Source organism: Sphingorhabdus sp. (genome assembly GCF_040079335.1).
GTDB lineage: Bacteria > Pseudomonadota > Alphaproteobacteria > Sphingomonadales > Sphingomonadaceae > Sphingorhabdus_B.
Map to the genome: position 1 here is coordinate 1 of NZ_JBEBKL010000055.1, position 15,450 is coordinate 15,450.

At 60.1% G+C, this 15,450-nt stretch carries 19 protein-coding genes; 11 read left to right on the forward strand and 8 right to left on the reverse strand.

Going from position 1 to position 15,450, the window contains the following annotated elements:
• Positions 1–156 precede the first annotated feature (156 nt).
• From ABL922_RS12580 to ykgO, 6 genes are all read right to left on the reverse strand, one after another.
• Entirely contained in the window at positions 157–936 is a 780-nt protein-coding gene (locus ABL922_RS12580) for an enoyl-CoA hydratase (protein ID WP_349024556.1), read from the reverse strand.
• Between the two features lie 75 nt (positions 937–1,011).
• Positions 1,012–1,941 (reverse strand): electron transfer flavoprotein subunit alpha/FixB family protein, encoded by a 930-nt coding sequence (locus ABL922_RS12585; protein ID WP_349024557.1) that lies wholly within the window; start codon positions 1,939–1,941, stop codon positions 1,012–1,014.
• Complete coding sequence (locus ABL922_RS12590) at positions 1,941–2,684, reverse strand: electron transfer flavoprotein subunit beta/FixA family protein (RefSeq protein ID WP_349024558.1); 744 nt, start codon at positions 2,682–2,684, stop codon at positions 1,941–1,943. The genes ABL922_RS12585 and ABL922_RS12590 overlap by 1 nt, the downstream gene beginning before the upstream one ends.
• Before the next feature lie 257 nt (positions 2,685–2,941).
• Positions 2,942–4,147, reverse strand: a complete 1,206-nt coding sequence (sucC, locus tag ABL922_RS12595; RefSeq protein ID WP_349024559.1) for an ADP-forming succinate--CoA ligase subunit beta — start codon at positions 4,145–4,147, stop codon at positions 2,942–2,944.
• 85 nt (positions 4,148–4,232) lie between these two features.
• A complete protein-coding gene (locus ABL922_RS12600) occupies positions 4,233–4,838 on the reverse strand; it encodes an HAD family phosphatase (RefSeq protein ID WP_349024560.1) in 606 nt (201 codons plus the stop codon).
• 107 nt (positions 4,839–4,945) lie between these two features.
• Positions 4,946–5,071, reverse strand: coding sequence for a type B 50S ribosomal protein L36 (gene ykgO / locus ABL922_RS12605; RefSeq protein ID WP_029724010.1), 126 nt, complete (start codon positions 5,069–5,071; stop codon positions 4,946–4,948).
• A gap of 118 nt (positions 5,072–5,189) precedes the next feature.
• Between ykgO and ABL922_RS12610 the strand changes: the two genes are divergently transcribed.
• The 3 genes from ABL922_RS12610 (at position 5,190) to ABL922_RS12620 (ending at position 7,463) form a co-directional block, all read left to right on the forward strand.
• Complete coding sequence (locus ABL922_RS12610) at positions 5,190–5,783, forward strand: DUF4136 domain-containing protein (protein WP_349024561.1); 594 nt, start codon at positions 5,190–5,192, stop codon at positions 5,781–5,783.
• Between the two features lie 63 nt (positions 5,784–5,846).
• The gene (locus tag ABL922_RS12615; RefSeq protein ID WP_349024562.1) at positions 5,847–6,998 is read left to right on the forward strand and encodes a M14-type cytosolic carboxypeptidase; all 1,152 of its coding nucleotides are present in this window, start codon (positions 5,847–5,849) and stop codon (positions 6,996–6,998) included.
• A gap of 9 nt (positions 6,999–7,007) precedes the next feature.
• Positions 7,008–7,463 (forward strand): GNAT family N-acetyltransferase, encoded by a 456-nt coding sequence (locus ABL922_RS12620; RefSeq protein ID WP_349024563.1) that lies wholly within the window; start codon positions 7,008–7,010, stop codon positions 7,461–7,463.
• Here ABL922_RS12620 and ABL922_RS12625 read toward each other — a convergent pair.
• Positions 7,444–7,968, reverse strand: coding sequence for an Rrf2 family transcriptional regulator (locus tag ABL922_RS12625; RefSeq protein ID WP_349024564.1), 525 nt, complete (start codon positions 7,966–7,968; stop codon positions 7,444–7,446). The genes ABL922_RS12620 and ABL922_RS12625 overlap by 20 nt on opposite strands.
• Before the next feature lie 99 nt (positions 7,969–8,067).
• Between ABL922_RS12625 and ABL922_RS12630 the strand changes: the two genes are divergently transcribed.
• Together ABL922_RS12630 and gpmA are read left to right on the forward strand one after the other, a co-directional pair.
• Complete coding sequence (locus ABL922_RS12630; RefSeq protein WP_349024565.1) at positions 8,068–8,685, forward strand: hypothetical protein; 618 nt, start codon at positions 8,068–8,070, stop codon at positions 8,683–8,685.
• A gap of 138 nt (positions 8,686–8,823) precedes the next feature.
• Positions 8,824–9,510 (forward strand): 2,3-diphosphoglycerate-dependent phosphoglycerate mutase, encoded by a 687-nt coding sequence (gpmA, locus tag ABL922_RS12635; protein WP_349024566.1) that lies wholly within the window; start codon positions 8,824–8,826, stop codon positions 9,508–9,510.
• Between the two features lie 3 nt (positions 9,511–9,513).
• Here gpmA and ABL922_RS12640 read toward each other — a convergent pair whose 3' ends face one another.
• Positions 9,514–10,158, reverse strand: coding sequence for a GGDEF domain-containing protein (locus ABL922_RS12640; protein ID WP_349024567.1), 645 nt, complete (start codon positions 10,156–10,158; stop codon positions 9,514–9,516).
• Positions 10,159–10,320: 162 nt separating this feature from the next.
• Here ABL922_RS12640 and purE point away from each other — a divergent pair, with 162 nt between their 5' ends.
• From purE to ABL922_RS12670, 6 genes are read left to right on the forward strand one after another with little or no spacing between them, the layout of a single operon-like run.
• The gene (gene purE, locus ABL922_RS12645; protein ID WP_349024573.1) at positions 10,321–10,776 is read left to right on the forward strand and encodes a 5-(carboxyamino)imidazole ribonucleotide mutase; all 456 of its coding nucleotides are present in this window, start codon (positions 10,321–10,323) and stop codon (positions 10,774–10,776) included.
• Positions 10,773–11,843 (forward strand): 5-(carboxyamino)imidazole ribonucleotide synthase, encoded by a 1,071-nt coding sequence (locus tag ABL922_RS12650; protein WP_349024568.1) that lies wholly within the window; start codon positions 10,773–10,775, stop codon positions 11,841–11,843. The genes purE and ABL922_RS12650 overlap by 4 nt, the downstream gene beginning before the upstream one ends.
• Positions 11,844–11,881: 38 nt before the next feature.
• Complete coding sequence (locus tag ABL922_RS12655) at positions 11,882–12,376, forward strand: dihydrofolate reductase (protein WP_349024569.1); 495 nt, start codon at positions 11,882–11,884, stop codon at positions 12,374–12,376.
• 3 nt (positions 12,377–12,379) lie between these two features.
• Entirely contained in the window at positions 12,380–13,567 is a 1,188-nt protein-coding gene (locus ABL922_RS12660) for a dipeptidase (RefSeq protein WP_349024570.1), read from the forward strand.
• The gene (locus ABL922_RS12665; RefSeq protein WP_349024571.1) at positions 13,564–14,496 is read left to right on the forward strand and encodes a bifunctional riboflavin kinase/FAD synthetase; all 933 of its coding nucleotides are present in this window, start codon (positions 13,564–13,566) and stop codon (positions 14,494–14,496) included. Before ABL922_RS12660 ends, ABL922_RS12665 begins: the two co-directional genes overlap by 4 nt.
• A complete protein-coding gene (locus ABL922_RS12670; RefSeq protein ID WP_349024572.1) occupies positions 14,493–15,329 on the forward strand; it encodes a hypothetical protein in 837 nt (278 codons plus the stop codon). Before ABL922_RS12665 ends, ABL922_RS12670 begins: the two co-directional genes overlap by 4 nt.
• The last annotated feature ends 121 nt before the right edge of the window (positions 15,330–15,450 follow it).

The window sequence follows — 15,450 nt, forward strand, 5'->3', positions numbered from 1 at the left end:
GCAGAAGGGCGCCTATCGTGCGGATGTAGGGCCAACGCTATCGGCGCAGGTCGACAACCGCTTTGCCGATTTCACCCTGCAGGTCGACTGGCGCAAGCGAGTGGTCGGCAATGCCGCCCCCATTGACGGGCTCGCGCTGACGGTATCGACCGATTTCTAGCCCTGCGTCCGTCCGCGCTCGATCACTGCCATACGGCGCGCCTCGACCTCTTCAGCGCTGACCTGACCGTTGGCGGCACGCGAAACGCGGGCCTCGTGCGCCATCGCTTCGCCGAAGGGCAAAGCATAGCCGTCATCGATCAACCGCTTATAGGTTTGCACCATCGCCGGTTCGACCGAGGCGATATCGCGCGCCAACGCCTTGGCATGTGCCAACAGCTCATTGGCGGGCACGACCGCGTTGACCAGCCCCCAGGCACAAGCGGTTTCGGCATCAAGGAAATTGCCGCTGAACGACAATTGCTTCGCCCGCGAAATGCCGATCAGCCGCGACAATTTTTGCGACAGGCCCCAGCCGGGCATGATGCCGACCCGCGCATGGGTGTCGGCAAAGCGGGCGTTGGTTGAGGCGATCAAAATGTCGCAGGCAATCGCAACCTCGAACCCGCCGGTAATGGCCACCCCGTTGATCGCGCCTATCACGGGCTTGCGGCAGATCTCGATCGCCTTCACCGGATTTTCGTCGGCGCTCTCGGCATTGGCGGCCCCCAGATTGCTGGTGTCAGCGCCCAATTCTTTCAGGTCGAGCCCGGCGGTAAAGGCGCGCTCGCCTGCCCCTGTCAGGATGACGCAGCGGACGCTATCATCGGCATCAACCGCGCGCATCGCCTTTGCCAATTCCGCGCGCAACCCCCGCGACAAGGCATTCATCGCCTCCGGACGGTTGAGGGTGACGACGGCAATGCCATCTTCGATTTCGGTGGTTACCAGGCTCATTTTTCTCTCCCGTTCCTCAAAACAAAAAAGGCGACCGTCATGGCCGCCCTTTTCGTGTGTCATATTATCGCATGTTCAAAGCTTGGCTGTCAGTTCCGGCACAGCGTTGAACAGGTCTGCCACAAGGCCAATATCCGCGACCTGGAAGATCGGGGCGTCTTCGTCCTTGTTGATGGCGATGATGGTCTTTGAATCCTTCATGCCAGCCAGATGCTGGATCGCGCCCGAGATGCCGACCGCGATATAAACTTCGGGGGCGACGATCTTACCGGTCTGGCCGACCTGATAGTCGTTGGGCACATAACCCGCATCAACCGCAGCACGCGATGCGCCGACGGCGGCACCCAGCTTGTCAGCCAGCGGGAAGATGGTGGCTTCGAAAGTCGGGCCATCCTTCAATGCACGGCCGCCCGAGACGATGATCTTGGCAGCCGTCAGTTCGGGGCGTTCGAGCTTGACGATTTCTGCACCCACAAAGCTGGAGGTACCAGCGTCGCCGGGGCCGCTGACGGCCTCGACAGCGGCACTGCCGCCTTCGGTTGCCGCCTTGGCAAAAGCGGTGCCGCGAACGGTGATCACCTTTTTCGCGTCCGACGACTGGACGGTAGCAATCGCGTTACCGGCATAGATCGGGCGGGTGAAGGTATCAGCGCTTTCAACCGACAGGATGTCGCTGATCTGCATGACATCGAGCTGGGCTGCGACGCGCGGGGCGATGTTCTTGCCATGCGCGGTCGCCGGGAACAGCACCGCATCATGATGACCCATCAGGCCGGCGACCAGCGGGCCGACATTTTCGGCGAGCTGGTTGGCATAGGCGGCATCATCGGCGACGTGCACCTTGGCAACGCCAGCAATCTTTGCAGCGGCATCGGCGACGCCCTTGCAATTATGGCCAGCGACGAGGGCGTGGACTTCACCAAGCTGCGAAGCGGCGGTCACGACAGCAAGCGTCGCGTCTTTCAGCGAAGCATTGTCATGTTCGACATAAACGAGAACGGCCATTATGCGACTCCCATCTCTTTAAACTTGGCAACCAGCGCGTCGACATCGGCAACCTTGATACCGGCACTGCGCACCGGCGGTTCGGCGACCTTCAAAGTCTTCAGGCGGGGAGAGACGTCCACACCGTAGTCGGCGGGGGACTTCTGCGCGAGCGGCTTTGACTTTGCCTTCATGATGTTGGGCAGCGAGGCATAACGCGGCTCGTTCAGGCGAAGGTCGGTGGTGACGATCGCCGGAGTCTTCAGACTTACGGTTTCAAGGCCGCCATCAACTTCGCGGGTTACCTTGACGCTGTCACCCGACACTTCAACCGCACTGGCAAAGGTGCCCTGCGGACGACCGGTGAGGGCGGCCAGCATCTGGCCTACCTGATTGCTGTCATCGTCAATCGCCTGCTTGCCGAGGATGACGAGGCCAGGGGCCTCTTCCTCAACAATCTTGGCGAGGATTTTGGCAACGCCGAGCGGCTCGACATCTTCGGCAACCACGAGGATCGCGCGGTCTGCGCCCATAGCAAGCGCGGTACGCAGCGTTTCCTGCGCCTTGTCGGGTCCGATCGAGACCGCAACGATTTCGGTCGCAGCGCCCTTTTCCTTCAAACGGATCGCTTCTTCGACAGCGATTTCATCAAAGGGGTTCATCGACATTTTGACGTTCGACAGATCCACACCCGTGCCATCCGGCTTTACGCGGGGTTTCACATTATAGTCGATCACCCGTTTAACGGGGACGAGGATCTTCATGGGGTCTCTCCCTTTCCTAACCGACTCAAGTGCACAGGCAGGATAGCCCGTGCAAAATCTGGCGCCCTATGCTTGACGTTTACGTGAACGTCAAGTGGCTACTCTCTCTCCTTCAGGGGAGAGAAAGACTTGGGTTGGAAACTTGTTTCCAAGCAAGTCTTGAGAGGGGATTGGGCGGTGCAGCCCCTCTCCACTGCGACTAGGCAGCAAGCTGCCAAGTCTCGTTCCTATCCCCTGAAGGAGAGAGGGTATCAAACTCAAGCCGCGCGTACCTCGGCGACGATCTTCTTCGCGGCATCACCCAGATCGTTGGCAGCAACGATCGGCAGGCCCGAATTTGCGAGGATATCCTTGCCCTGCTGCACATTGGTGCCTTCGAGGCGGACGACGAGTGGAACCGAGAGGTTCACTTCCTTCGCCGCGGCAACGATGCCCTCGGCGATGATATCGCACTTCATGATGCCGCCAAAGATGTTGACGAGGATGCCCTTCACAGCCGGGTCCTTCAAAATGATCTTGAAGGCTGCGGTCACCTTTTCCTTGTTGGCGCCACCGCCAACGTCGAGGAAGTTGGCAGGGAATTCGCCGTTCAGCTTGATGATGTCCATCGTCGCCATCGCAAGACCGGCACCATTGACCATGCAGCCGATATTGCCGTCGAGCTTGATGTAGGCGAGGTCATATTCGCTGGCTTCAACCTCAGCCGGATCTTCCTCGGTCAGGTCGCGCAGTTCGGCGAGATCCTTGTGGCGGAACATGGCGTTGCCATCAAAGCCGACCTTGGCGTCGAGAACGAGCAGTTCGTCGCCATTGGCGCCTTCACAAACCGCAAGCGGGTTTATTTCGATCTGCTCGGCATCGGTGCCGAGGAAAGCGGCGTAGAGTCCACCGAGCACCTTCTGGGCCTGCTTGGCAAGATCACCGGTCAAACCCAGCGCTTTGGCGACGCTACGACCATGGTGCGGCATCAGGCCGGATGCGGGATCAATGGTGATGGTCTGAATTTTTTCGGGCGTGTCGTGGGCGACGTCTTCAATGTTCATCCCGCCTTCGGTCGAGGCAACCACAGCGATGCGGCTGGTGGCACGATCAACGAGCAAAGCGAGGTAGAACTCCTGCTTAATGTCGGCGCCATCGGTGATGTAGAGCCGGTTGACTTGCTTGCCTTCGGCACCGGTCTGGATCGTGACCAGCGTGTTGCCGAGCATTTCCCTGGCATGCGCTTCGACTTCTTCGATGCTCTTGGCCAGGCGGACACCGCCTTTGGCATCGGGGCCCAGTTCCTTGAACTTGCCCTTGCCACGGCCGCCCGCATGGATTTGCGATTTCACGACGTAGAGTGGCCCGGGCAGCTGCTTGGCAGCGGCGACCGCTTCTGCAACCGAAAGTGCTGCAATGCCCTTGGGCACGGCAACGCCGAATTTCGCCAGCAGTTCCTTGGCCTGATATTCGTGAATATTCATGTGGGATAGCGTCCTTCCAGATGCAGAGTCGACTGGGCCTTAAGCACAGCTTGACGCGCAATGGAAGTGGTCGGAACCCGCTTTTTTACGAGAGTAGCCCCAGTGCTTCGAGTTCGATGCGCAACGACGGGGCATCGTGGAAATGATGCGCATGGAACCCATTGGCCCTCGCCGCCTCGACATTGGGTAGGCTGTCATCGATGAACAACCCCTCACCCAAGCCCAATCCAAAGCGGTCGAGCGCGAGGCGATAAATCGCCGGGTCGGGCTTGTGCAGCTTCTCCTCGCCCGAGACGACGATGTCGTTAAAATGGTCAAAAATCGGCTGAGTCGGGCGAAATCCGGCCCAGAATTCGGCACCAAAATTGGTGATCGCGAATAGCGGCACTTTGCGGTGCGCCAGTTCCTCGACGATTTCGTAGGACCCTGTCACTGGCCCCGGAATGGTTTCATTGAAGCGCATGACATAGGCATCGAGATGGTCTGCATAGTCGGGAAACTCGGCCTTGCGTTCGGTCACCATGTCCGCAACAGCCCGCCCCGCATCAGACTGAAAATGCCATTCGGTGGTCACCACATTCTGCAGGAACCAATCGAGTTCGGTTTCATCGCTGATCAGCTTTCCGAACAGATGGCGCATATCCCATTGCACCAGCACCCGACCGACATCGAAAACCACCGCGCGAATCATGCCATTCTCCCCAATTCATCAACGGGTGCTCAAACGCAAAAAACCGCCCGCGGATTTTCCGGGGCGGTCAAAGCTGGCATGCTGCGCATGCCTGACATACCGGCGAATCAGCCCTGGCGGGCTTTGAAACGGCGGTTGGTCTTGTTGATCACATAAGTACGGCCACGACGGCGAATCACGCGGTTGTCGCGGTGACGGCCCTTGAGGGACTTGAGAGAATTGACGATCTTCATCGAACTGTTCCGTAAATCTTGGGGCCTAGGGCCGGAATTGAAGGCGCGCCTCTATGGGGAAGTCGGTTCAAAGTCAAGCACCATTGCGGCTTTCGGGCGAAGCGGATAGGGTTTGGCGATGAACCCGTTCCGCAAAGCTCCGCTCCTCCTCCTGCCGCTCGCGCTTTCCGCCTGCATGATACCAACCGGCCCGGTCGAGGTTACCCGTTTCAACCGCGTCGCAGAGGGCGTGGTATATGGCAAGGGCAGCTTCTCGGTCACCCCGGGGGATGCTGCGGCGGGCGACAGCCTGAAACTTTCACCCTATCTCGCGGCGGTCGAACGCGAGATGCTGCGCGTCGGCTATACGCAGGCGCTCGACCAGGGCGATGTTGTTGCAGAAGTGACACTCAGCCGCATCGAGTTTCGCGGCAACAGTCGCAGCCCCGTATCGGTAGGCGCCGGCGGATCGACCGGCAGCTACGGCTCCGGTGTCGGCGTCGGGGTGGGCGTCAACCTCAATGCATTGGGAGACCAGCGCGGAATCGAAACCGCATTGAATGTCCGCATCTTGCGCACCACCGACAATCTGGTGATTTGGGAAGGCCGCGCGGTGCAGCGCGGCGCGCTCAATTCGCCCGCCGCCCAGCCGGGGATCGCTTCATCGAAACTGGCCGAGGCACTGTTCAAAGATTTTCCGGGAACCAATGGCGAGACGGTTACTGTTCCCTGACGACGTTTGTCACCAAAGTCCCGAGCTTGTCGAAGGACGTCTCTGCGCATAGAAGCACGCCCCATGACCATTCACAGCATCAACGCCGCTTTCGATAGCGGCAATATCGTCGTCGCATCGATCGAAGGCGCAACCGCAACGCTCACGATCCGCAAGGACAAGGATTCGGACTTTTTCCAATGGTTCCACTTCCGCGTCGTTGCGGAGGCGGGAGAGGAAATGGTGCTCCGGATCACCGGCCTTGAAAAAAGCGCTTATCCCGGTGGTTGGCCCGATTACCGCGCCTGCGTCTCCGAAGATCGCGACTATTGGGGCCGCGCCGAAACCAGTTATGACAAAGCCGAAGCAGGCGGAACGCTGACGATCCGATACACCAGCGTTTCGGGCCTCGCCTGGTTCGCCTATTTCGCACCTTATTCGATGGAGCGGCACCACGATCTGGTTTCAGAAACCGCCGGAATCGAAGGAGTCGACTATCGCTGCCTGGGCACCAGCCTGGAGGGCCAGCCGATCGATTGCCTCGAAATGGGTGAAGGGCCGACGCAAGTCTGGCTCTACGCCCGCCAGCACCCGGGCGAAAGCATGGCCGAATGGTGGATGGAAGGCGCATTGGACATGCTCACCGACCCCAGCGATCCGCACGCGCGCCAGTTGCTCGAAAAATGCCGCATCCATGTCGTGCCCAATTGCAATCCGGACGGAAGCTGCCGCGGCCATCTGCGCACCAACTATGTCGGGGTGAACCTTAACCGTGAATGGGCCGAACCCAGCGCCGAACGCAGCCCCGAAGTGCTGGCGATCCGCAACGCGATGGACGCAACCGGCGTGCATTGGGCAATGGATGTGCATGGTGACGAAGCCATCCCCGCCGCCTTTATGGCGGGCTTTGAGGGCATTCCGTCATGGACCGACGCGCAAGGCGAACGCTACACACGCTTCGTAAACCGCCTCGCTGAACGCACCCCCGATTTCCAGACCAAGCTGGGCTATGGAATTTCCGGGCCCGGCAAGGCGAACTTGACCATGTCGACCAACCAGCTCGCTGAACGCTTCGGCGAGTCAAAAATGGGCAAGGGGCACGGCTGCGTGTCGATGACGCTCGAAATGCCGTTCAAGGATACCATCGACGCCAACGACCCCGAGCAGGGCTGGTCACCCGAGCGCTGCAAGCTGCTGGCGCAGGAATGTCTGGCGACGATGGCGGAGATGGTTTGAAACCAGCCGATGCGCATCATCGAAGACGATCTGACCGGGCCTGAAATTCGCGCACTACTCGAAGAACATTTTGCGGGGATGCTCGCGAATTCGCCCAAGGACAGTTGCCATTTCCTCGATTTTGAGGGGTTGAAGGGGCCGGGGGTGACATTCTGGTCCGTGTGGAACGACGACAGACTGATGGGCTGCGGGGCATTGAAGCAGCATGATGCTAACGTAGGCGAAGTCAAATCCATGCGGACTCATGCCGATCAATTGCGCAAAGGCGCAGCGGCAGCGATGCTGGAGCATATCATCGCGACAGCGAAAGCGCGGGGCTATAAACGGCTGAGCCTTGAGACCGGATCGGGCCCTGCCTTTGATGCCGCGCATGGCCTCTATCTGCGATATGGTTTTGAATATTGCGGCCCGTTCGCGGATTACAAAGAAGACCCGTTCAGCCGGTTTATGACGCTGTCGCTTTAGTCTTCTTCTCGGGCAGCACAGTTACATTCGCCTCGTACCAGCGAAGCATGTCGAGCATGTGCCGCGCATTGCCTTCGCCTGTCACATCAGAGAGAATGTCGCTGAGGCGGATTTGGCGCAGCAGATCGCGATAGGCGTTTTCGGCTCTGCCAAAGGCGGCGGCAATCGCGCAAGGCGTGCGGCAGTCGGCGCGGGGCACGGCGCAAGGCCCCTGTTGCCGGATTTCGGTGCAACGAAAAGCGGGCGCATTGCCATCGACGGCCTGCTTGATGTCCCAAAGGCTGATCTCTTGCGGGGATTTGGCAAGCGCATAGCCACCTGTATGGCCGCGGCTGGTGCGCACAATTCCGGCTTTGCTCAACAGCTGCATCTGCTTTGCCATATAGGGCAGGGGTACACCATGATAGTCGGCGAGCGCCGCGAGACTCACGCCCCTGCCTGCCCCCAAAGGCGCCAGCAAGGCGCAGGCATGGACCGCCCATTCGACGCCCTTGTTCATCTTCATAGCGAAACACCTGACCTATGTTCGTCGCCCGTGCTTGCGACATCGGCTCAATTCGGATATTTAATATCCATATTGATTCGTTTTGGCAAGGATCGTCGCATGACCCGCAAACTGCACCGCATCACCGGAAGCGTCATCGCGCTGTTCGTATTCAGCCATCTGGCGATCCATTTGTTCGCGCTCGCCGGGCCCGAGGCGCACAATGCGGCGCTCAAATCGGTGCAGTGGATCTATCGCAGCGCGCTGGTCGAGCCGCTGCTGATCGCGGCACTCCTTTTCCAAATCGGCCTCGGAATCCGTTTGGCCCTGCGCCGCTGGCGCGAACCGGGCAAGAGCGGCTGGGCGAGGCTGCAGCTGGCGAGCGGCCTTTACCTCGCCTATTTCATTTTCAACCACACAGGCGCAGCGCTCTACACCCGCTATGGCGCGGGGCTCGATACCAATTTCTGGTGGGTGTCGGGTCCATTGCAGCACCCCAAAATGGCGTGGTGGTTTTACCCTTATTATGCGCTCGCTGTGCTTTCGGTCGGAGCGCATCTGGGTGCGATCCTGCATTTTCGCGGCAAGGAACGCGCGGCACGCGTGGCTGCATGGGGAGCAGTGCCTGTGGCTTTGGCCTATTGGGCCAGCTTTGGCGGCTGGCTGTTTCCAGTCGATATTCACCCTGACTATCGCGATTATTATGACGGGTTGCTGGCGATGGTCGGGCTTGGTTAAGATTGAAGCCGACACATTAAATCTTCGCGCCCTTCGTGTGAAATAAACCTCACATCATTGCCGCCAAAAGCATGGTGCATTGTGCAACCGAACCCTCCCCGCTAAAGGCTCGCCCAAACGAAGCCCGAAGGACCAAATATGCCCAAGCTCATCCTCATCCGCCACGGCCAGTCGCAATGGAATCTCGAAAACCGCTTCACCGGCTGGTGGGATGTCGATGTAACCGAAAAGGGTGCAGCCGAAGCCTGGGCGGCGGGCGAGTTGATGAAGGCCAAAGGCATCGCACCCGACACCTGCTTCACCAGCGTCCAGACCCGCGCGATAAAGACCCTCAATCTGGCTCTTGAGGCGATGGGTCGCCTCTGGCTGCCCGTGACCAAAGACTGGCACCTCAATGAGCGCCATTATGGTGGCCTCACCGGGCTCGACAAGGCAGAGACTGCGGCGAAGCATGGCGATGAACAGGTGCATATCTGGCGCCGCAGCTTTGATATTCCGCCGCCGCCGCTCGACGCCGATTCGCCCTATGACCTGTCGAAAGACCCGCGTTATGCAGGGATCGCCATCCCCAATACCGAAAGCCTGAAGGATACGATTGCGCGCGTGCTGCCTTATTGGGAGGGCGTAATTGCGCCCGAATTGAAGGCCGGAAAGACCGTGCTGATCTCGGCACATGGCAACAGCCTGCGCGCGCTGGTCAAGCATCTGTCGGGCATTTCTGATGCGGATATCACCGGTCTGGAAATCCCGACCGGACAGCCGATTGTTTATGAACTCGACACGGCGCTGAACGCGACTGACCGTTATTATCTGTCGGAACGCTAAGCGCTAGCGCGCGTCTTCGCCATATTTGGATCGCTTGTCCGCATACATCGCCCGGTCCGCTTCAATCAGCACCTCACTGGCGCGCGAACCGGACTCGATCAGGCAATGGCCGACAGACACGTCGATTTTCAGGATCGGTCCCGCTGTCTGCACCGGCAACGCGGTTAACCGCTTGCGGACTGATTCTGCCTTTTCCGCAAGCTTGTCTGCCGTAATCGAATCGAGCAGGATTGCAAACTCGTCCCCCCCCATGCGCGCCACGACATCCGACTTGCGCGTTGCCGATGACAGTGCCTCCGCAATCGCGCAGAGCACATTGTCACCAGCGACATGACCATGCGTGTCATTGACCTGCTTCAGCCGGTCGACATCAAGGTAGAGAAGGCCGAAGGTTCCGCCATAGCGATGCGCGCGCCAGCACCAGCGGTCGAGTTCCTGCATCAGATAGCGGCGGTTGAACAATGGTGTCAGCGTGTCGATCGTCGCCAGCCGTTCCAACTCGGCAACCCGCGCTTTCAATTGCAGGTTTTCGCGCACGAGCGCGTCGCTGCGATCGTTCGCATTGGCAGGAGAAATTTGATCGTTGCGCTTTAGCATCTTGGCCCCGGTTATGTTTTGCGGCCCGGATAGTCCTTGTTTTTTGCGCATACAGTGTATTTCTGAATAAATTGCAACTGTTTACGTCTCTGGCCAAGGCTGGCTTCGGCAATTGCGCTTGGGGAAAGCCGTCGCTACAGAGCTAGACCTTGGTACAGAAGGGCAAATCAGGGGCATCAGGTGGACAGCACAGCACCATTGGTCGGCATCATCATGGGCAGCCGCTCGGATTGGGAAACTATGCGGGAGGCATCCTCGGTGCTCGCTGCGCTGGGTGTCGCGCATGAATGCAAGGTGGTGTCGGCGCACCGCACGCCAGACCGGCTTTACAGCTATGCCAAGACAGCTGCCGATCGAGGCCTGAAATGCATCATTGCGGGGGCAGGCGGGGCGGCCCATCTTCCGGGCATGGTGGCCTCGATGACGCGGCTTCCGGTGCTCGGCGTTCCGGTACAATCCAAGGCTCTCGATGGCATGGACAGCCTGCTTTCGATTGTTCAAATGCCCGCCGGAATCCCCGTGGGCACGCTGGCCATAGGCAAGGCAGGCGCAACCAATGCCGGATTGCTAGCTGCAGCTATGCTGGCCACATGCGACCCGGAATTGGCTGGACGATTGGACGCATGGCGCGCAGCACAAACCGATTCTGTCAGTGAGACCCCAGAATGACGACGCTGCCGCCAGGCTCTACCATTGGCATATTGGGGGGCGGGCAATTGGGGAAAATGCTCGCCATAGCAGCCGCCCAGATGGGCTATCGCTGCCACATCTATGCCCCCGAAGAGAATTCGATCGCCGCCGAGGTGGCCGCCGAATTCACCTGTGCGCCCTATGAAGATGTGGCGGCGCTTTCGACATTTGCCGACAGCTGCGATGTCATCACCTATGAATTCGAAAATGTGCCCGTGGCACCCTTGCGCGTTATCGAAGCAGGCACGCCGATCCGGCCCAATATCAAAGCGCTGGAAATTGCGCAGGACCGGGTGGAGGAAAAGCTATTCGCCAGTCGTCTGGGCGGCAAGACCGCGCCGTTCGAAATCGTCGGCGAGAGGCAGGATGCGAGTGCCGCATTCGAAAAAGTCGGCTTCCCCGCAATCCTGAAAACCATCCGCATGGGCTATGACGGCAAGGGACAGGCACGTGTCGGCGAACCCCGCGACATATCCGAAGCGTGGGCGCAGGTTGGACGCCAGCCCTCCATTGCCGAGGCCATGATCCGTTTCGACGCCGAATTTTCGGTAATCCTGACGCGTGCGACCAATGGCGAGATCCGTTTCTGGGATAGCCCGCGCAACCGACATGAAGGCGGCATTTTGGCACATTCGACACTGCCCGCCGGGCCGCTGATCGAAGACCAGCAGGCCGAAGCGCGCAAGCTTGCTGCCGCCGCCGCAGATGAGCTGGAATATGTCGGCGTGATGACGATGGAATTTTTCGCAACGGCCAACGGCCCGCTGTTCAACGAAATGGCTCCGCGCGTGCACAATAGCGGCCACTGGACGATCGAAGGTGCCGCGACCAGCCAGTTCGAAAACCACATCCGCGCAGTGTGCAACCTGCCCTTGGGCGCAACCGACCTGATGGTAGATCGTGTCGAAATGGACAATCTGATTGGCGAGGATGCAGATAATTGGGAAAGGCTGTTCGCCGACGATGATGCCAATGTCCACCTCTACGGCAAGGGCGAGCCCAGCCCCGGTCGCAAGATGGGCCATGTCACCCGCCTCTATCGCTGACTTGTATCGCCGATACGGATAAGGCAGAGCGTCAGGCGATGGATCATCCCGAAATCATATTGGTAGTTGCACGGGCCGACAATGGCGTAATCGGTTCTGATGGCGATCTGCCCTGGCGTATCCCCGCCGACCTTCGCCATTTCAAGCAGGTGACCAAGAACCTGCCAATGATCATGGGGCGCAAGACCTTTGACAGTCTGCCGGGCTTGTTGGAGGGGCGCCGCCATATCGTGCTGACCCGCGATCCGGAATGGGCCGAAGAAGGCGCGGAAGTTGCGCATTCGATCGATGAAGCGCTGAAACTCGCCAATGGACCGCATGTCTGCATCATTGGTGGCGCTGAAATCTACCGGCTGTTCCTGGCACGCGCTGACCGTGTTGAGCTGACCGAAGTGAGGGCTTCCCCCAAGGGCGATACGATGCTGGAGGGGTTCGACAAAAAGCAGTGGAAAGAAATTGCGCGCGAGAAGCACAAGGCCGACATCGACGTGCCTGCCTTCGATTTCGTAACACTGGTGCGCAAGGGAGAATAGCACATGCGCAAATGGCTTTGGGGATTTGCAGCATTGCTGGCCATCGGCGCAGTTGGCTTTTTCGGAATAGCGCCGGGCTATGTCGAAGGCTCGATGAACAAGGTCGACGGCAAGCCGCTGCCCAAGGTGAGCACCGAGGCGATTGCGCTACACAAGACACTGACGATCGTTGACCTCCATTCGGACACGCTGATGTGGAAGCGCGATATGCTCGAACACGCCTACCGTGGGCATGTAGATCTGCCCCGTCTGGAAGCGGGCAATGTCGCGCTGCAGGTTTTCTCCAGCGTGTCGAAGACGCCCAAGGGGCAAAATTACGACGCCAATGATGCGGATAGCGACAATATCACTTTGTTGGCCGTCGCGCAGATGCAGCCGGTGCGGACATGGAGTTCGCTGCTGGAGCGGTCTTTGTGGCACGCGACAAAGCTTGATCGGGCACTGAAAGCCGATAACGACCTTTCGAAGGTTGCGACGCCGGCGGACGTTGACGGTCTGCTCGCGCGCCGCACGATCAAAGGCGCAACGCAGGTGGGCGCGTTGCTGTCGATCGAAGGGTTGCAAAACCTCGAGGGCAAAGCCGAAAATCTCGACAAACTTTACGCCGCCGGCTTCCGCATGGCAGGCATTACCCATTTCTTCGACAATGAGCTTGCCGGATCAATGCATGGCATCAAAAAGGGTGGGCTGACGCCGCTGGGCCGTGAGGTTATCCGGCGGATGGAAGAGAAAGGCATGATCGTCGATATCGCGCATTGCAGCCGCCAGTGCGTCACCGAAATATTGGCGATGGCGCGCCGCCCGGTGGTCTCCAGCCATGGTGGCGTACAGGCGACCTGCAAGGTCAACCGCAACCTGTCTGACGAGCATATCAGGGGCGTGGCCGCGACCGGTGGCATCATCGGCATCGGCTATTGGGATGGTGCGATCTGCGACACTGACCCCAAATCGGTGGCCAAGGCGATGAAGCATGTCCGCGATCTGGTCGGCATCCAGCATGTGGCCCTTGGTTCGGACTATGACGGCGCGACCACGGTGCGTTTCGACACCTCGAAACTGGTGCAGGTGACGCAGGCACTGCTCGACGCAGGCTTTACCCCTGACGAAATCCGTGCGGTGATGGGCGGCAATGCCATACGTGTGCTGCGCGATGGGCTGAAGCCGATGGCGAAGGCCCCTCCCGCCGCATGAGCATACCCCGCCTTTCCGCCTGCGAACCGATGCCCGATGCCCTGCGCGGGGCAGTGATCGCGCTGGGCAATTTCGATGGCTTTCATCTGGGCCATCAGGCGGTGGCGGGCGAAGCGATCCGGCAGGCCAAGACCGCGGGCAAGCCTGCGATCATCGCCACCTTCGATCCGCACCCGGTGCGATTCTTCGCGCCGCACGTCCCCTGGTTCCGGCTGACCTCGCTCGAGCAGCGCCAGCGCCTGTTTGCCGAGGCAGGCGCTGATGCGATGCTGGTGTTCGATTTCGACGCCGAACTTGCCGCAACCACGGCGGAGGATTTCGTGATCAAACTGCTCGCCGAACGGCTGGGCGTTTCGGGCGTGGTGACCGGCGAGGATTTCACCTTTGGCAAGGCACGCGGCGGCAATACCGGGGTTTTGCGCGATCTGGGTGCCGAACATGGCATCACCGCGACCACGGTCGGGCCGGTGGTCGACGAAGGCGGGGTGATTTCCTCCAGCCGCATCCGCGACGCGCTGAAGGCCGGTGACTGCGAAACCGCGACGCGCCTGCTCACCCGGCCCTTTGCCGTCCAGGCGGTCGTCCAGCATGGCGATAAAAATGGCCGCGACCTTGGCTTTCCCACCGCCAATATGGACATGGGCCATTACCTCCGCCCGCGCTACGGCGTCTATGCGGTGCGCGGGAAACTGCCTGATGGCCGCGTGCTCGATGGCGCCGCCAATGTCGGCATCCGCCCGCAATTCGAACCGCCCAAAGAATTGCTGGAGCCGCATTTCTTCGACTTTGACGGCGATCTTTATGGCCAGAACATCGCGTGCGAATTCCACGCCTTCCTACGGCCCGAAGGGAAATATGACAGCCTCGACGCGCTGATCGCCCAGATCGCCAAGGATTGTGAAGACGCGAAGGCGGCTTTGAAGGTATGAGAGTTTCCAAGCGCACCACCATCATCGTCCTCGCCCTCACAGCACTATTCTTCGCCTTCACGCTGCTCCATGCCAGCTGGCTGGCGGACGCACCCGAGGGCGGGCCGAAGCTGGTCGCGGACAAAGGCGTCGCACCGGTACTGGGGTCCGATGGCTGCGTATCGGCGGCCAATGCCGGTTATGGCGCAGTCGCGGTCGGGCCTGACCTCGCGGCGCTGCAACTGGCGGCAGGGGCTGAGGCGGATGCCGTGCATGTGCCGGTCGAGATCGCCGATGGGTCATTGGTGCCGGTGCGCCAGTTCGAAAGCCAATGCGCCGCCGATCTCGCCCAGCCACGCCCCGATGTCGCGGCCACCGCCTACAGCCTCTCGCGCCCCGAACTGTTCTGGCGAGCCGAGGGCGCTGATGCCGCCAAGGCCTTGCTCGCCACCCTGCCCGCCGGGGATCGCCGCCACATCCTGATCGGTGACGACGCCGCGGTTGTTGTTGCAAAGGCCGAACACCCAGCGATGCGCGCCTTCACCATCGCCAAGGCACGGCAATGCGCGGCGGACTATCGCGGTTCGCTTCTCGGCTCCGTACCCGAAAGCTGCGCCAATGGGGTGATGCTGCTGACACTCGATGAGCTCGGTTTCGCGCTCTGGGGCTGGCCGAACCGTTTCCTCGAACGCATGGCGAAGGTCAAAACCACGGTGATCATCGCGCAGGATGTGACGGATGGCGAAATCAAAGGCCTCACCGATGTCCGCCAATTTGGCGAGATTGCACAGGGCTTTAACGGCTATATCTGGGTCGACAAGATCGAGGAATTGGGGCCTGCCTTGCGGCGGTGATGCGGCCTTATCCTCCCCATCGACTTGCGATGGGGAGGTGGCAGTTGCGCAGCAACTGACGGAGGGGAATATCACCGTCGCTGTCCCCTCCACCATTTGACGCTGTGCGCCAAACGGTCCC

Excerpts from the sequence above, each read along its gene's own strand:
- ABL922_RS12580 (WP_349024556.1), bottom strand. The coding sequence starts at position 936 with ATGAGCCTGGTAACCACCGAAATCGAAGATGGCATTGCCGTCGTCACC.
- ABL922_RS12585 (WP_349024557.1), bottom strand. The coding sequence starts at position 1,941 with ATGGCCGTTCTCGTTTATGTCGAACATGACAATGCTTCGCTGAAAGAC.
- ABL922_RS12590 (WP_349024558.1), bottom strand. The coding sequence starts at position 2,684 with ATGAAGATCCTCGTCCCCGTTAAACGGGTGATCGACTATAATGTGAAA.
- sucC (WP_349024559.1), bottom strand. The coding sequence starts at position 4,147 with ATGAATATTCACGAATATCAGGCCAAGGAACTGCTGGCGAAATTCGGC.
- ABL922_RS12600 (WP_349024560.1), bottom strand. The coding sequence starts at position 4,838 with ATGATTCGCGCGGTGGTTTTCGATGTCGGTCGGGTGCTGGTGCAATGG.
- ykgO (WP_029724010.1), bottom strand. The coding sequence starts at position 5,071 with ATGAAGATCGTCAATTCTCTCAAGTCCCTCAAGGGCCGTCACCGCGAC.
- ABL922_RS12610 (WP_349024561.1), top strand. The coding sequence starts at position 5,190 with ATGAACCCGTTCCGCAAAGCTCCGCTCCTCCTCCTGCCGCTCGCGCTT.
- ABL922_RS12615 (WP_349024562.1), top strand. The coding sequence starts at position 5,847 with ATGACCATTCACAGCATCAACGCCGCTTTCGATAGCGGCAATATCGTC.
- ABL922_RS12620 (WP_349024563.1), top strand. The coding sequence starts at position 7,008 with ATGCGCATCATCGAAGACGATCTGACCGGGCCTGAAATTCGCGCACTA.
- ABL922_RS12625 (WP_349024564.1), bottom strand. The coding sequence starts at position 7,968 with ATGAAGATGAACAAGGGCGTCGAATGGGCGGTCCATGCCTGCGCCTTG.
- ABL922_RS12630 (WP_349024565.1), top strand. The coding sequence starts at position 8,068 with ATGACCCGCAAACTGCACCGCATCACCGGAAGCGTCATCGCGCTGTTC.
- gpmA (WP_349024566.1), top strand. The coding sequence starts at position 8,824 with ATGCCCAAGCTCATCCTCATCCGCCACGGCCAGTCGCAATGGAATCTC.
- ABL922_RS12640 (WP_349024567.1), bottom strand. The coding sequence starts at position 10,158 with ATGCGCAAAAAACAAGGACTATCCGGGCCGCAAAACATAACCGGGGCC.
- purE (WP_349024573.1), top strand. The coding sequence starts at position 10,321 with ATGGGCAGCCGCTCGGATTGGGAAACTATGCGGGAGGCATCCTCGGTG.
- ABL922_RS12650 (WP_349024568.1), top strand. The coding sequence starts at position 10,773 with ATGACGACGCTGCCGCCAGGCTCTACCATTGGCATATTGGGGGGCGGG.
- ABL922_RS12655 (WP_349024569.1), top strand. The coding sequence starts at position 11,882 with ATGGATCATCCCGAAATCATATTGGTAGTTGCACGGGCCGACAATGGC.
- ABL922_RS12660 (WP_349024570.1), top strand. The coding sequence starts at position 12,380 with ATGCGCAAATGGCTTTGGGGATTTGCAGCATTGCTGGCCATCGGCGCA.
- ABL922_RS12665 (WP_349024571.1), top strand. The coding sequence starts at position 13,564 with ATGAGCATACCCCGCCTTTCCGCCTGCGAACCGATGCCCGATGCCCTG.
- ABL922_RS12670 (WP_349024572.1), top strand. The coding sequence starts at position 14,493 with ATGAGAGTTTCCAAGCGCACCACCATCATCGTCCTCGCCCTCACAGCA.